Below are 14,652 nucleotides of genomic sequence, written 5' to 3'. Positions count from 1 at the left end.
CGGGGTGGCGAAGAGCTTCGGGGAGAAGGAGGTCCTTCCCGGCGTCTCGCTGCAGGTGAACCGCGGCGACCGCCTGGTGATCATGGGTCCGAACGGGATCGGCAAGTCGACGCTGCTGAAGATCCTGGTGGGCCAGCTCGCTGCCGACGCAGGGCAGGCCGACTGGGGCTACGAGACGCACGTCGGCTATTTCGCGCAGGACCACCACGAGCAGTTCGATACGCCGGACCGCACGGCCGAACAGTGGCTGTGGGACTTCTGCCCCGGCCGGGACCGCGGCTTCGTGCGCGGGCAGCTGGGGCTGATGCTCTTTTCCGGCGACGACGGGCAGAAGCGGCTGGGCGCGCTTTCCGGCGGCGAGGCGGCCCGGCTGGTGTTCAGCAAGCTGATGATGGAGCAGCCCAACGTGCTGGTGCTGGACGAGCCCACCAACCACCTGGACCTGGAGTCGATCGAGGCGCTGGTGGCGGCGCTGCAGGGGTACGAGGGCACGCTGATCCTCGTCTCGCACGACCGCTGGTTCGTGAGCCAGCTGGCCACGCGCGTGGTGGAGATCAGCCGCGCCGGCATCCGCGACTTCCTGGGCACCTACGAGGAGTACGTGCACGCCTGCGGCGACGACCATCTCGACGCCGACACCGTCGTCCTCAAGGCCAAGCGCGAGGAGAAGAAGGGGAAGAAGCGCGAGATGGCGGGAGTGTAGCTCCGCTGCGGATCTCGCCGTGATGAACGCCGCCGCGCCGCGGGCATCCCTGCCCGCGGCGCGGCTGTTTCGTGCGGATTCTGTAAATTCGCATCGACGCCGGCACCGCGCTGACCTCATCCCGAGGCCGGCCAGATCGCAATCAGCGTCGAGGAATCCGTGGCATGCGTCCGGGCGTCAGGCGGCCCGTGGCTCGGGAGCCGGCCACAGATTCCTCAGGCGCCATGGCTCTGGCATGGAGGACAGGGCGATGCAGCGCCTTCGGAATGACATTCCTGCCTCCAATGCACAGTCGATCCGGAGATTGGGTAGCCGGTGGCGCGAAAGCAACGGGCATCAATCCTCGTGATTGCGGCGGATCGGCTGGAGCGGCAGCTTTGGGCCCGCGAAATTCGCCCTCGAACCCCTGTTGAATCGAACGTAGATGCCCGATTCGTATCGTGATCCCCTCGACCGCCTGATGAGGCTCGGCGCGGAGCCGGCGCGGCGGCGCGTGTGGCCGGACTACCGCCACCTGGGGCTGACGGACCGCCACGTCCCGGCGCTGATCAACATCGCCACGGACCCGGCGCTGCACGCGGGCGAGGAGCGCGACCGCTCCGTCTGGGCGCCGATCCACGCCTGGCGCGCGCTGACGCAGCTCGGCGCCACCACCGCGGCGGTGCCGCTGCTGTCCGTGCTGGAGCGGGAGATCGAGAACGACTGGGTGCTCGACGAGCTTCCCGCCGTGCTGGGGATGCTCGGCCCGCCCGCGCTCCCCGGCGCGACCCTGCTGCTGTTCGACGAGGAAAAGCCGTTCTCCGTGCGCTTCGCCGCCGCGCGGACGATCGCGAACGTGGCGCTGGAGCATCCCGAGCGGCGTGACGAGGCGGTCGCGGTCCTGGCCAAGCAGCTCGAGGACCACGCGCACCAGCAGCCTGACCTCAACGCCGTCCTGATCGCCGAGCTGGTCGAGCTGGAGGCGACGGAGGCCGCGCCCGTCATCGAAGCGGCCTTCGCGGCGAAGGCCGTCGACCTGCGGGTGCAGGGAGATTGGGAAGACGTGCAGATCGCGCTGGGGCTGCTGGAGGCGCGCGTCACCCCGCCCATCGCGTGGAGCCCGCTCGGCGAGGACGAGTACGACGCGGCGCCGCCGCCGGACCGCCCGCGCTCGCCGGACGCGGACGTGCGGGCCCGCAAGCGCCGCAAGACCGCCAAGCAGTCGCGCAAGCGCAACCGCCGGCGGAAGTAGAAGCAATTGATCTCACGCAGAGGCCGCAGAGGGCGCAGAGGAACCGATGCCGATCCTCTGCGCCCTCTGCGACCTCTGCGTGAGACCTGCTGTTTCTATCATCCCGTAGGCGCGGGGGCGGGCGGCGGACGGCGCGGCACCGGGTTGCGGATGGGCTGCAGCGAGTGGAGATAGCGGTAGATGGCGCGCAGGTCGTCGTCGGTCATGCGGCGGTACTCGCGCCAGGGCATGAACGGGTGCAGCCGGTCGCCGCGCGGGTTCACGCCCGTGCGGAGGGTGCGCAGGAAGTCGTCCTCGCTCCAGCGCCCGATCCCCGTCTCCATGTCGGGCGTCAGGTTCGACGGGTTGGCGGGGAAGGCCTTGGGCGGCGTGGCGTCGCCCGCGTAGAGCCTGTGCTTGTCCGCCTTCTGCTGCAGTCCCCCGCGCGGCGTGTGGCAGTCGGCGCACAGCGCCACGTGGTCCGCGAGATATCGGCCGTACTCCACCGTGGGCCCGCGTGGCGGCGAGGTGGGACTCTCGGTGCGCGCCGGGTGCAGGAACAGCGCCTTGGCCAGGTGCAGCACCAGCACGGGGCGGTTCTTGAACCGGCGCGGCACCGGCGGCTGGCTCTTGAGGTACGCCGCCATCGCCAGCGCGTCGCGGTCGGAGAGGCCGGCCAGCCACTCGTACGGCATCACCGGGGCGAGCAGGTGCCCCTCGCGGTCGTTGCCGTTGCGGATGGCGCGCACGATCTCGGCCTCGCTCCACCCGCCGATCCCCGTCTCCACGTCGGGGGTGAGGTTGGCGGCGTGGATGGTGCCCAGCCGCCAGTTGCGGAAGGGCAGCCCGCCGGCCAGCGGCCCGTCCGGGTTGCGGGGATTTGCGGCGTGGCAGTGGCCGCAGACCGAAACGTTGCGTACCAGGTACTCGCCGCGCTGCACCAGCCCCGCGGTGTCGCCCACCGTCGACGTGGACAGCTGCGGCAGCGGCACCCGCCCGCCGCCGCACGAGACGGATCCCGTGATCGCGGCTGCGAGCGCGATGAGCCTACGGATCGAACGAGCGGGGCGGGACGAGCGGGGATGGGACGACATGAGCGCCTCCCGATCTCTGGTACGCACCGGAGCCTGCGACCCGCCTCACGGTCGGCAATCCGCGCGCCCGCCGCAATTCGTGATTTTTCGGGATTTCCGGACCCGCATCGCGCGATTGCGAGACGATCCGCGCGAGGGGTGTTGCGTAGCGATACGGGCGGTAGAGCGAAGGGAATGCCTCACGAGGAGTCATCGGAGGTCCACGGAAGGAGGTGGCGATCGCCACTGGCTGAATCCCGATGAGCCCGTGAAGATTTTGTCGTTATCACGAACAGCGTCGCACTGAGTGGCAGAGAGGCGTTCGACTCCGACATCCGGATGCCGAGTAGCTGGTGCCTCCCCCGGCGCACGGGGATTGCACGGCGATGGGCGGCCGCGAACGGCAGCTCCGGCGACGGGGCTGCCGTTCGCTCATCCGGCTTCGCAAGTGCTCTGTCTGAAGGGAGATGGGAAGCATGACAACACGGATCGCGGACGCGTCGGCGGCGGGGACGCTGCGGCTGGGCGGCGACCTTCCCGTGCACCGCCTGGGGTTCGGCGCGATGCGCATCACCGGCCCGGGGATCTGGGGGCCGCCCGCGGACCGCGAGGAGGCGATCCGCGTCCTCCGCCGCGTGCCCGAGCTGGGCGTGAACCTGATCGACACGGCCGACTCGTACGGGCCGTACGTCAGCGAGGAGCTGATCGCCGAGGCGCTCCATCCGTACCCCGAGGGCCTGGTGATCGCGACCAAGGGGGGGCTGGAGCGCCCGGGGCCCGACGTGTGGACGTCGAACGGCCGCCCCGAGCACCTCCGCCGCGCGATCGACGGGAGCCTGCGGCGGCTGCGGGTGGAGCGGATCGACCTGTACCAGCTGCACCGCATCGACCCCGCGGTGCCGCGCGACGAGCAGTTCGGCGTGCTGGCCGAGCTGCGGCGCGCGGGGAAGTTCCGGCACTTCGGCCTCTCCGAGGTGGGGGTTGAGGAGATCGAGGCGGCGCGGCGCGTCCTTCCCGTGGCCAGCGTGCAGAACCGCTACAACCTGCAGGACCGCGCGCAGTGGGAGGACGTGGTCGATTTCTGCGAGCGCGAGGGGATCGCGTTCATCCCCTGGTTCCCGCTGGCCGCCGGGCCGCTGGCGCGCGAGGGCGGGACAGTGGATCGCATCGCGCGGCGGCTGGGGGCCACGCCGGGGCAGGTGGCGCTCGCCTGGCTCCTGCGCCGCTCGCCGATGATGCTGCCCATCCCCGGCACGTCGAAGGTGCGCCACCTGGAGGAGAACGTCGCCGCCGCCGGGGTCGAGCTCGACGACGAGGCGATGCGGGAGCTGGACGAGGCCTCTCGCGGCTCGTCGGGCCAGGGCTGAGGGCCAGAGTCTAAAAACAGAAAGTCTCACGCAGAGGCCGCAGAGGTCGCAGAGAAACTCACCTCTGCGACCTCTGCGGCCTCTGCGTGAGCCCAATCTTCTGGAGATTCGTGAAGGTTCCCAAGACGTGTTCTACGCGGCGCGAAGTGTGCGGACGCGGAAAATAAAATATTCAAGATTGTAACTGATGGACTGAGGCGAATTTCCGAATTTTCCCGCTTATCGCTGCAGCGTAGAACGGGAATATTTCAGCTTCGACAGTCGGATCGCAGGCGCGGATTTTGTGCAGTGAGGCGCGAATGCCTCAAGATTCACCACATGTTTATCGATCTGCTCCGGAACTGCGTAGCAACAGTTACCGCCAGTCTCCCACCGCTTTACTCCAGATTTTTCTCCCCGTGGCCCGAAGTATTTTCGCGGATTTCAGATACGGGACGTAGTCGTTTAACCAGAAACTTTTTGCTTGACACCCGTTCGCGGGCTGGCCGAACTTACGCGTCCCGGTGTGGGGCGTCGTCCATTCCGCACCGGCAGCACCGGCTTCCCCCCGAGCGCGCGTGCCCCCGCCGGCGACCGCGCTCCGCCCTCGCCACCCTCCGGCCCCCCACCGCGTGCCGCGCAACCGCTCGTCCCCGCTCGTCAGCTGCATCATGCCCACACGCAACCGCCCGCGCCTGGCCGCGCAGGCGGTGAGGTGGTTCGTGCGGCAGGACTACGCCGACGCCGAGCTGGTGGTGCTGGACGACGGCGCCGAGGGGCTGCGGGCGCTGATCCCCGACGACCCGCGCGTGCGCTACCACCGCGCGGAGGGGCGGATGAAGCTGGGCGCCAAGCGCAACTCGCTGGTCGAGCTGTCGCGCGGCGAGCTGATCGCCCACTGGGACGACGACGACTGGATGGCGCCCGACCGCCTCTCGCGCCAGGTGGCGGCGCTGCGGGCGGCGAAGGCGGACGCGTGCGGCACGCGGTCGCTCCTCTACTACCACCTCGCCGCGGGCGAGGCGTGGCGCTACCGCTATCCCGACGGCGCGCGCCCCTGGCTGGCCGGGCCGACGCTGCTGTACCGCCGCGAGGCGTGGGAGGCGTCGCCCTTCGCCGACGACCTGCACGTGGGCGAGGACACCGCGTTCGTCTGGGCGCTGGACCTCGCGCGGCTGCATGCGATGGACGACGACTCGTTCTACGTCGCCCTCGCGCACGGGGGGAACACCAGCGCCAAGTCGCTGCGCGGCCGGCTCTGGGAGCGCCGCCCGCTCTCCGACGTCTCCCGGCTGCTGGGCGCGGACCAGCGCTTCTACGCCTCGCTCCGCACCTCCGACTTCACCCGCGGCCGCATCGCGCCGCAGCCTCGCCGCATCGCCGCGGCCGAATCTCCATCTCCCGACGCAGGTGACGGAGAGGCGCCCCTCGTCTCCTGCATCATGCCGACGGCGGACCGGCGGCGCTTCGCGGAGCGCGCGGTCGAGTACTTCCTGCGGCAGGACCATCCCCGCCGCGAGCTGGTGATCGTGGACGACGGCCGCGACGCCGTCTCCGACCTCGCCCGCCGCGACCCCCGCATCCGCTACGTCCGCGCGCGGCGGGGGATGACCATCGGCGCCAAGCGCAACCTGGCCGTCCAGGCCGCCTCCGCCGACGTGATCGTCTGCTGGGACGACGACGACTGGTACGCCGACGACCGCATCTCCTTCCAGGTCGCCCCCATCCTCTCCGGCGAGGCCGACGCCACCGCGCTGGACCGCGCCGTCCTGCTGCAGCTCCCCGGGTGCCGCTTCTGGGCCTGCGATCCCCATCGGCACGAGCAGCTGTTCTTCCACGGCGTGGTCGGGGGGACGGTGGCCTTCCGCAGGAAGCACTGGCGCGCGGCGCGCTTTCCCGACCGCTCGCTGGCCGAGGACGCGGAGTTCCTGCGCGCGCTGCTGGCCGGCGGCGCCCGCGTCCGCCGCCTGGCAGGCGAGGGGCGCTTCCTGTACGTGCGCCACGGCGGCAACTCCTGGCGCTTCGGCGAGCCGGGGGGCGGGGGAGACGAGTGGCGCGAGGTCGAGGCGCCGTCCTCTCTCTCCGCGGCGGACCTGGCGTTCTACGCCTCGCTCGGCGCCGGGCGGGCGGTGGCCGCGTGAAGCCCGAGGTGAGCGTGATCGTGGGGACGGGCGACCGGCTCCCCTTCCTCCGCCAGGTGATCCGCTGCTGGCGCCGGCAGACGCTGGCCGACACGGAGCTGGTGATCGCGGACGACGGCGAGGAGCCGGCCGAGAGCGTCGTCCCGCGCCATCCCCGCATCCGCTACCTGCGGGTGGAGCCGGGGACGAGTCAGGGGATGAAGCTGAACCGGCTGATGGAGGCCGCGCGCGGGCGGATCGTCCAGAAGATCGACGACGACGACTGGTACCACCCGGGCTTCGTGGAGTCGATGGTGGACGCGGTTAAGCGAGCCCGCGAGCCCGCGTTCGCGGGAATGGGGCGCTTCCTGGTCCTGATCGCCGCGACGGGGCGGCTGAAGGACTCGGGGCCGGGGTGGTGCGCGGGAGGCACCATCTGCTTCAGTCGCGAGATCTGGGAGCGCAACCCGTTCCTCGACGTGCGCAGCAAGGCGGACTGGTGGTTCCTGCAGGCGTGGGGACGCGAGCCGGTGCGGGTGGACCGCCGCGAGCTGTACATCCTGGTGCGACACGGGGCGGGGCACGTGTGGAACCGGATGGGTGAGACCGACGTGACCGGCTGGTTCGCCCGGCAGCCGGACCACACCCGGACGCTGGCGGAGTGCATGCCGGCGCCCGAGGACCGGGCCTTCTACGCAAGCCTGCGCGCGACCGGCGCCGCGAAGGGCGCCCCCGCGCTCCACCGCTGACCGGGCCAGCGTGACCCTCAAACCGGAGGAGGTTCCATGCCCAGCACCTACAGCTACCCGGGCGTCTACGTGGAAGAGGTCCCCAGCGGGGTGCACACCATTGCCGGCGTCAGCACCAGCGACACCGCGTTCGTCGACTTCTTCGCGCGGGGGCCGGTGAACGACCCGCAGCGCATCACCTCGTTCGGCGACTTCGAGCGCGTGTTCGGGGGGCTGGACGAGCGCAGCGAGGCCTCCTTCGCCATCCAGCAGTACTACCGCAACGGCGGTTCGGTGGCCTGGGTGGTCCGCGTCGACACCGGCGGCACCCCCGCGGGGATCCTGCTGCAGGGCGGCTCGCCGCTGGAGGACTCGCTCCTGCTGGCCGCGGTCAGCCCCGGCGTGTGGGGGAACAACCTCCAGGTCGGCGTCGACTACCGGTCCTCGGACCCGGCGACGCTCTTCAACCTGGTGATTCGCGAGGTGCGCGTGGTCAACGGGCGCAACACCGTGGTCGACAGCGAGATCCATCGCAATCTCAGCATGGACGTCGAGCACCCGCGCTACGTGATGACCACGGTGAACGAGGGGTCGCGGCTGGTGACGGTGCTGAGCGCGGGGCTGGGCGAGCGCCCCGCGGCCACGGGGAGCGACGTGACCGCGCCCGGCGTGCTGGGCGACGCCGACAGCAGCGCCTTCGACGCGTTCGGCGACCTTCCCGACGTGGACGGCACCGACCCGGCCGTGGCCGCCAGCGACGGCGGCACCCCCGACAGCGGCGCGCTGATCGACGGGATGCACGCGCTCGACACCATCGCCCCGTACGTCTTCAACATCCTGTGCATTCCCGCGGCGGCGGCGCTGGAGCAGGAGGGCCACTTCGCGGTGCTGGCCGACGCGGAGCCGTACTGCCTGGACAAGCGCGCCTTCCTGATCGTCGACATCCCCGCCGAGGTGGAGACGCCGGGCGACATGACCGGCTTCCTCACGGCGCTGGAGGGCGAGGGGCTCAGGAGCCGCAACGCCGCCGTCTACTTCCCGCGGCTGACCATCGCCGACCGGCTGAAGGAGGACCGGCCGCGCAACGTGGGCGCCAGCGGCACGCTGGCCGGCGTGTACGCGCGCACCGACGCCCAGCGCGGCGTGTGGAAGGCGCCCGCGGGAACGGAGGCCACGCTCGTGGGCGCGAGCCTGGTGACGCGCATCACCGACGGCGAGAACGGGGGGCTGAACCCGCTGGGGGTGAACGCGCTGCGCTCCTTCCCCATCTACGGCGGGGTGGCGTGGGGCGCGCGGACGCTGGACGGCGCCGACCAGCAGGCCAGCGAGTGGAAGTACATCCCCGTGCGGCGGCTCGCCCTCTACCTGGAGGAGAGCCTGTTCCAGGGGCTGAAGTGGGTGGTGTTCGAGCCCAACGACGAGCCGCTGTGGGCGCAGATCCGGCTGAACGTCGGCGCGTTCATGCAGAACCTCTTCCGCCAGGGCGCCTTCCAGGGGAAGACGCCGAAGGAGGCGTACCTGGTGAAGTGCGACAGCGAGACCACCACGCAGAACGACATCGACCGCGGGATCGTGAACATCGTGGTGGGCTTCGCGCCGCTGAAGCCCGCGGAGTTCGTGATCATCAAGATCCAGCAGCTCGCGGGGCAGACGCAGGCGTAGGAAAAGAAGTCCTAAGTCCTGAGTCCTAAGTCCCAAGTGCCAGTGGTGGGCGGCGTCAGGACTCCGGATTTGTAGATCAACACTCAGGACTCAGGACTTAGGACTCCAGGACTTAGAACCCAAACCCTGAGCCCTCTCCGGGAGGAGACCCATGGCCCAGTTCAGCGTAAACGCGCAGCGCTTCGATCCCTACAAGAACTTCAAGTTCCGGGTGAAGTGGGACGGGCGCTACGTGGCGGGGGTGAGCAAGGTCAGCTCGCTCAAGCGCACCACCGAGGTGGTGGAGCACCGCGAGGGCGGCGACCCCAGCACCTCGCGCAAGTCGCCCGGACGCACCAAGTACGACGCCATCACCCTCGAGCGCGGGGTGACGCACGACACCGAGTTCGAGAAGTGGGCGAACAAGGTGTGGAACTACGGCTCCGGCCTGGGCGCCGAGACCAGCCTGAAGGACTTCCGCAAGGACCTGGTCATCGAGTTCTACAACGAGGCCGGTCAGCTGGCCCTGGCCTACAAGGTCTACCGCGCCTGGCCCAGCGAGTACCAGGCGCTCCCCGACCTCGACGCCAACGCCAACGCCGTCGCCATCCAGCACCTGAAGCTGGAGAACGAGGGGTGGGAGCGCGACTACGAGGTGGTGGAGCCGACCGAGCCGACGTTCACCGAGCCGGCGGTCTGACGGGAAGTCCTGAGTCCCAAGTCCTAAGTCCTAAGTGGATTGATTCCTCATCACTGGGCACTGGGCACTGGGCACTCAAGACCAGGACTCAGGACTTAGGACCTAGGACTTAGGACTCAGGACTCAGGACTTAGGACTTTCAGTTCCCTGCGTCCGGATGAGCGATCGCCCGGACCCTGCCTTCGCGCGAACGAATGATCCAGAACGCCATCCGCACGCCCGCGGCCGCCGAGCTCCTGAGCCTGTGGGAGCGCTGGGAGGGGGAGCCCCCCGCCCGGCGCGGGCTGGCGCTCGCCTCCATCGCGGCGGGGTCGGTGGGCGCGGCGGAGGAGCTGACCGTGGGCGAGCGCGACGGGGTGCTGCTGTCGCTGCGCGAGCGGCTGTTCGGGCCGCGCGTGGTGAGCACCGCCGCCTGCCCCGCGTGCGGCGAGCGGCTGGAGCTGGACTTCGACGTCGACGACGTGCGCGTCGATGTCTCGCCGCCCGCGGAGCCGATCGACGTCGCCGTGGACGGGTTCGCGCTGCGGGTGCGGCTGCCGAGCGCGGCGGACGCGGCCGACGCGGCGGTGGAGCGGGGCGTCGGCGGCGCGCGGCGGCTGCTGCTGGAGCGCTGCGTCGTATCCGCGCGCGAGGGCGGGGACGAGCGCGCGGCGGGCGATCTCCCCGAGGCCGTCGTCCAGTCCGTCGCCGCAGAGCTGGCGGCGGCGGACCCGCAGGCCGAGGTGCGGCTCTCCCTCGTCTGCCCCGCGTGCGGGCACGGGTGGGAGGCCCTGTTCGACATCGTCTCGTTCCTGTGGAGCGAGATCGAGGCGTGGGGCGAGCGCACGCTGCGCGAGGTGCACGCGCTGGCCACCGCGTACGGCTGGCGCGAGGGCGACGTCCTGGCGCTCTCGCCCGCGCGGCGGCGGCGCTACCTGGAGATGGTGGGCGAATGAGCGACTTCCTCTCCTCCCTGGCGGCGCGCAGCGTGGGCACCGCCCCGGCCCTGGCCCCGCGGCGCGCCTCGCGCTTCGAGTCGGGGATCGCGCCGGCCGCCGCCCCGTCGGCCGATGTCGAGCCAGACGCGTGGGGCGAAGCGTCCGCCGAGGCGCCCGCGCGCCGCACGCCCCGCATCGCCGCGCCGGAGCGGGCGGCGGACGAGCCGGCGGGGCCGCATCCCATCGCCGCGGAGATGGCGGAATCCCCGCGCCGGACCGCATCGCCCGCGCTGGGAGAACCGGTCCCCGCGCCGGCGGCGGAGACGCGGCGGATGGTGAGGCGGGACGCCGCCGCATCTCCATCTCCATCCGCTGCAACGACATCCCCGAGCGAGCCGGCGGCTGCGTCGCCCGCGCGATCGCCATCTCCCGAGCCGATCTCCGTTCCCCGGCGCGCCGAGCCTCCGGTGGAGCGGGGGATGACGGTCGAGCCGGTGCGTCCCGCCGCGCGCGCGGCATCTCCATCCCCCGAAGCACCCGCGCCCGCCACGGCGAAGGAGACGGTGATCCGCAGCGAATCGCCGTCGACCACCGTCGTGCGCGAGCGGGAGACAGTGCGCGAGGTGACGGAGGTGCGTGCCGCGGCGGAATCTCCATCCCCCACCCCGCGCATGCCCGTCATCGTGCCGCGGATCGCGCCCGCGCCGCCGCCGCGGCCTGTGCCCGCACTGCCCGCCGCGAAGGCTGAGGCGAAGGAGGAGCAGGCGCCGGTGATCCAGGTGAGCATCGGGCGCATCGAGGTGCGGGCGGCGCACCCCGGCGGGCCCGCGCAGGGGCCGCGGTCCGCGCCCGCGCCGCGCACCACCTCGCTCGGCGACTACCTGCGCAACAGCGCGCGGAGGCGGCCATGAGCAACGCGCTGGCCATCGCCGCGGTCACGGCCGTGCTGCGCGACCTGCTGAACAACGGCGTGGTGGACCACGACCTGACCACGAGCGTGGGCAACGTCACCGTCAGCTCGCTTCCGCCCGACCGCATCGTGGTGGGCGAAAGCGAGGAGACGCGGCTGAACCTGTTCCTCTACCACGTGAGCCCCAACGCGGCGTGGCGCAACGCCGACCTCCCCGCCTACGACAGCCGGGGGACGCGGGTGAGCAATCCCCCGCTGGCGCTCGATCTCCACTACCTGCTGACCGCGTACGGCGCCACCGAGCTGCACCAGGAGATCCTGCTGGGCTACGGGATGCAGATGCTGCACGAGACGCCGCTGCTGACCCGCGACGCCGTCCGCCGCGCGCTGGCGCCCACGTCTCCCGTCGACGCGTCGCCCCTGCCGACCGCGTTCCAGGCGCTCTCCGCCGCCGACCTGGCCGACCAGGTGGAGGTGGTGAAGGTCACCCCCGAGGGAATGAGCACCGAGGAGGTCTCCAAGCTCTGGACCGCCTTCCAGGCCCGCTACCGCCCCACCGCCTGCTACCGCGCCTCCGTCGTCCTGATCGACGCGCGCCGCAGCACCCGCGTCGCCCTCCCCGTGCGCAACAAGCGGCTCTACGTCGTCCCGCTGCAGCAGCCCGTGGTAGAGCGCGTCTTCGCCGAGACGGGGGAGATGGAGCCGATCGTGGCGGGCGGCCGCATCGTGCTGCGCGGCCAGCGGCTGCGCGGGCAGGGGGAGACGCGCGTCCGCGTGGGCGACGACGAGATCACCCCCGCCGCGGCGGACCTGTCGCCCACCGAGGTGCGGGTGACGCTGCCGGTCGGGCTGCGCGCCGGGGTGCAGGGCGCGCAGGTCATCCACCTGATGCAGCTGGGCGATCCCGAGCTCCCGCACCGGGGGACGGAGTCCAACGTCGTGGCCTTCGTCCTCGCCCCGCAGATCGTCGGCATCGACCCCGGCACGCCGGACGCGGACGGCGACGGGCTCCTCTCCGGCGAGTTCGCCATCGAGGTGGATCCGGCGATCGAGCAGGGGCAGCGCGTCGCCCTGATCCTCAACGAGACGGGGGCGCCGAGCGACCGCGCGCCCTTCGCCTACACCTTCGCCGCGCCGGCGCTGGCGGACCCGGCGGACGTGACGGAGATCGCCATCCCCTTCACCCGCGTGGAGGCGGGGACGTACCTCGCGCGGCTGATGGTGGACGGCGCCGCCAGCCCGCTGGAGATCGACAGCAACCCCGCCAGTGGCACCTTCAACCAGTACATCGGGCCGGAGGTGACGCTGTGAGCGTGGACGCGCGCGCCTGGACCGAGGCCAACCAGCGGCACCTGGCCGCGGCGCTGGCGCGCGTGGGCGCCGCGCTCCGCCGCCACGCCGGCGACGAGTCGGCGTCCGCGCCCGACGCGCCGCCGGTGGAGCGCGGGGCGGGGGAGCCGGCGCTGGAGCGCATCGCCGAGGGCTTCTCGCTCTCCGAGTTCGAGCGCGACGTGCTGGTCCTCTGCGCGGGCGCCGAGCTGGACGCCGGGTTCGCCGCGCTCTGCGCCGCCGCGCAGGGCGACCCCCGGCGCACGGCGCCGACGTTCGGCCTCGCCCTCGCCGCCCTCCCGGGCGCCCACTGGAGCGCGCTCTCGCCCTCGGCGCCGCTGCGGCACTGGGAGCTGGTGCACGTGGACCCGCGCGACGGCGTGGCCGCGGCGGCGCTGCGCATCGACGAGCGCATCCTGCACTTCCTGACCGGCGTGTGGTGCCTGGACGAGCGGCTGGAGGTGCTGCTGGAGCCGCTCGCCCCCGCCGCCGCGCTTCCCCCCACGCACGAGCGCCTGGCCGCCCGCGCCGCCGCCGCGCTGGCCGGGTCGCTGGGCGAGCAGGGCGGCGCCGCGGTCCAGCTCTGCGGCGACTCGCCCTCCGCCGCGCGCGCCGTCGCCGCCGCGGCGTGCGCGCAGCTGGGCGTGCCCGGGTGGACGCTGCGCGGCGCCGACGTCCCCCGCGCGGCCGACGCCCGGCGCGCGCTGCTGCTGGCGTGGGAACGGGAGACCGTGCTCGCCCCCGGCGTGCTGGTGCTCGAGTGGGAGAGCGCGGCCGACGACCCCGAGACGCAGCGCGCGGTGACGGCCTTCGCCGAGCGCGCGGCCTCTCCGCTGGTCGTCGCCAGCCGCGATCCGCTGCGCACCCAGCGCGTGCTGGTGCGCGTCGACCTCCCCCGTCCCCCCGCGGCCGAGCAGCGGCTGCTGTGGGAGCGCGCGCTGGGGGCGGACGCGGTGGCGCGGGCGAACGGGCGGCTGGACCGGCTGGTGGCGCACTTCGACCTCGACGCGCACGGGATCGCCGCGGCGGCGCAGTCCGCGCGCGCGGAGGGCGGCGAGGACGGCGCGCTGTGGGACGCCTGCCGCACGCAGAGCCGCCCGCGCATGGACGACCTGGCGCAGCGCATCGAGGCCGTCGCGGGGTGGGACGACCTCGTCCTGCCGCCCGCGCAGATGCAGGTGCTGCGGGAGATGGCGGCCCACGTGCGCCACCGCGCGCTGGTCTACGAGGGATGGGGGTTCGCGGGGAAGTCGTCGCGCGGGCTGGGGATCAGCGCGCTGTTCGCCGGCGCGAGCGGGACGGGGAAGACGATGGCGGCGGAGGTGCTGGCGGACGAGCTGCGGCTGGATCTCTACCGCATCGACCTCTCCTCCGTGGTCAGCAAGTATATCGGCGAGACCGAGAAGAACCTGCGCCGCATCTTCGACGCGGCCGAGCAGGGCGGCGCCGTGCTGCTGTTCGACGAGGCCGACGCGCTGTTCGGAAAGCGCAGCGAGGTCAAGGACAGCCACGACCGCTACGCCAACATCGAGGTCAGCTACCTCCTGCAGCGGATGGAGAGCTATCGCGGCCTCGCGATCCTGACGACCAACCAGAAGTCCGCGCTCGACACGGCGTTCCTGCGCCGCATCCGCTTCGTGCTCGACTTCCCCTTCCCCGACGCGGCGCAGCGCGCGGAGATCTGGCGCCGCGTCTTCCCCGGCCGCACGCCCACCGAGGGGCTGGACCCGGCGAAGCTCGCGCGGCTGAACGTGGCCGGCGGCAACATCCGCAACATCGCCGTGCTGGCGGCGTTCCTGGCAGCGGACGCGGACGAGCCGGTGCGGATGGCGCACCTCCTCCGCGCCGCGCGCAGCGAGTACGCCAAGCTCGAGAAGCCGCTCACCGACGCCGAGATCGGGGGGTGGAGATGAGCCCGATATCTCCCTCCGTGCCGAGGGTCAGCCGCGACGGGCGAATGAATTCGCGGCAACAA

The 14,652-nt window shown here is 72.0% G+C and carries 12 protein-coding genes; 11 read left to right on the top strand and 1 reads right to left on the bottom strand.

Annotated elements, in window-relative coordinates; translation table 11 throughout:
* Window positions 1–703 (top strand): ATP-binding cassette domain-containing protein (locus VF092_08460; protein ID HEX6747320.1); only part of this gene is annotated, 703 nt, incomplete at its 5' end.
* Between the two features lie 424 nt (window positions 704–1,127).
* A complete protein-coding gene (locus tag VF092_08455; GenBank protein HEX6747319.1) occupies window positions 1,128–1,934 on the top strand; it encodes a hypothetical protein in 807 nt (268 codons plus the stop codon).
* 98 nt (window positions 1,935–2,032) lie between these two features.
* On the opposite strand, the gene VF092_08450 is transcribed toward VF092_08455, so the two are convergent.
* Window positions 2,033–3,007 carry a c-type cytochrome gene (locus VF092_08450; protein ID HEX6747318.1) on the bottom strand — a complete coding sequence of 325 codons (975 nt, stop codon included), beginning with the start codon at window positions 3,005–3,007 and terminating at the stop codon, window positions 2,033–2,035.
* A 455-nt stretch (window positions 3,008–3,462) separates the two neighbouring features.
* Between VF092_08450 and VF092_08445 the strand changes: the two genes are divergently transcribed.
* From VF092_08445 to VF092_08405, 9 genes are all read left to right on the top strand, one after another.
* On the top strand, window positions 3,463–4,353 hold the full coding sequence (locus tag VF092_08445; GenBank protein HEX6747317.1) for an aldo/keto reductase: 891 nt from the start codon (window positions 3,463–3,465) through the stop codon (window positions 4,351–4,353).
* 650 nt (window positions 4,354–5,003) lie between these two features.
* Entirely contained in the window at window positions 5,004–6,473 is a 1,470-nt protein-coding gene (locus tag VF092_08440) for a glycosyltransferase family 2 protein (GenBank protein ID HEX6747316.1), read from the top strand.
* A complete protein-coding gene (locus tag VF092_08435) occupies window positions 6,470–7,201 on the top strand; it encodes a glycosyltransferase family A protein (protein ID HEX6747315.1) in 732 nt (243 codons plus the stop codon). Before VF092_08440 ends, VF092_08435 begins: the two co-directional genes overlap by 4 nt.
* 36 nt (window positions 7,202–7,237) lie before the next feature.
* Window positions 7,238–8,842 carry a phage tail sheath C-terminal domain-containing protein gene (locus VF092_08430; GenBank protein ID HEX6747314.1) on the top strand — a complete coding sequence of 535 codons (1,605 nt, stop codon included), beginning with the start codon at window positions 7,238–7,240 and terminating at the stop codon, window positions 8,840–8,842.
* Between the two features lie 151 nt (window positions 8,843–8,993).
* A complete protein-coding gene (locus VF092_08425; protein HEX6747313.1) occupies window positions 8,994–9,521 on the top strand; it encodes a phage tail protein in 528 nt (175 codons plus the stop codon).
* Window positions 9,522–9,715: 194 nt separating this feature from the next.
* Window positions 9,716–10,456, top strand: a complete 741-nt coding sequence (locus VF092_08420) for a hypothetical protein (GenBank protein HEX6747312.1) — start codon at window positions 9,716–9,718, stop codon at window positions 10,454–10,456.
* A complete protein-coding gene (locus VF092_08415) occupies window positions 10,453–11,349 on the top strand; it encodes a hypothetical protein (protein HEX6747311.1) in 897 nt (298 codons plus the stop codon). Before VF092_08420 ends, VF092_08415 begins: the two co-directional genes overlap by 4 nt.
* Window positions 11,346–12,659 (top strand): DUF4255 domain-containing protein, encoded by a 1,314-nt coding sequence (locus tag VF092_08410; GenBank protein ID HEX6747310.1) that lies wholly within the window; start codon window positions 11,346–11,348, stop codon window positions 12,657–12,659. Before VF092_08415 ends, VF092_08410 begins: the two co-directional genes overlap by 4 nt.
* The gene (locus tag VF092_08405) at window positions 12,656–14,590 is read left to right on the top strand and encodes an ATP-binding protein (GenBank protein ID HEX6747309.1); all 1,935 of its coding nucleotides are present in this window, start codon (window positions 12,656–12,658) and stop codon (window positions 14,588–14,590) included. Before VF092_08410 ends, VF092_08405 begins: the two co-directional genes overlap by 4 nt.
* Window positions 14,591–14,652: the final 62 nt, after the last annotated feature.

The sequence above is a fragment of the Longimicrobium sp. genome (assembly GCA_036377595.1).
GTDB lineage: Bacteria > Gemmatimonadota > Gemmatimonadetes > Longimicrobiales > Longimicrobiaceae > Longimicrobium.
The sequence above is the reverse complement of the archived record's forward strand: the minus strand, read 5'-3'. Positions and strand labels throughout refer to the sequence as shown.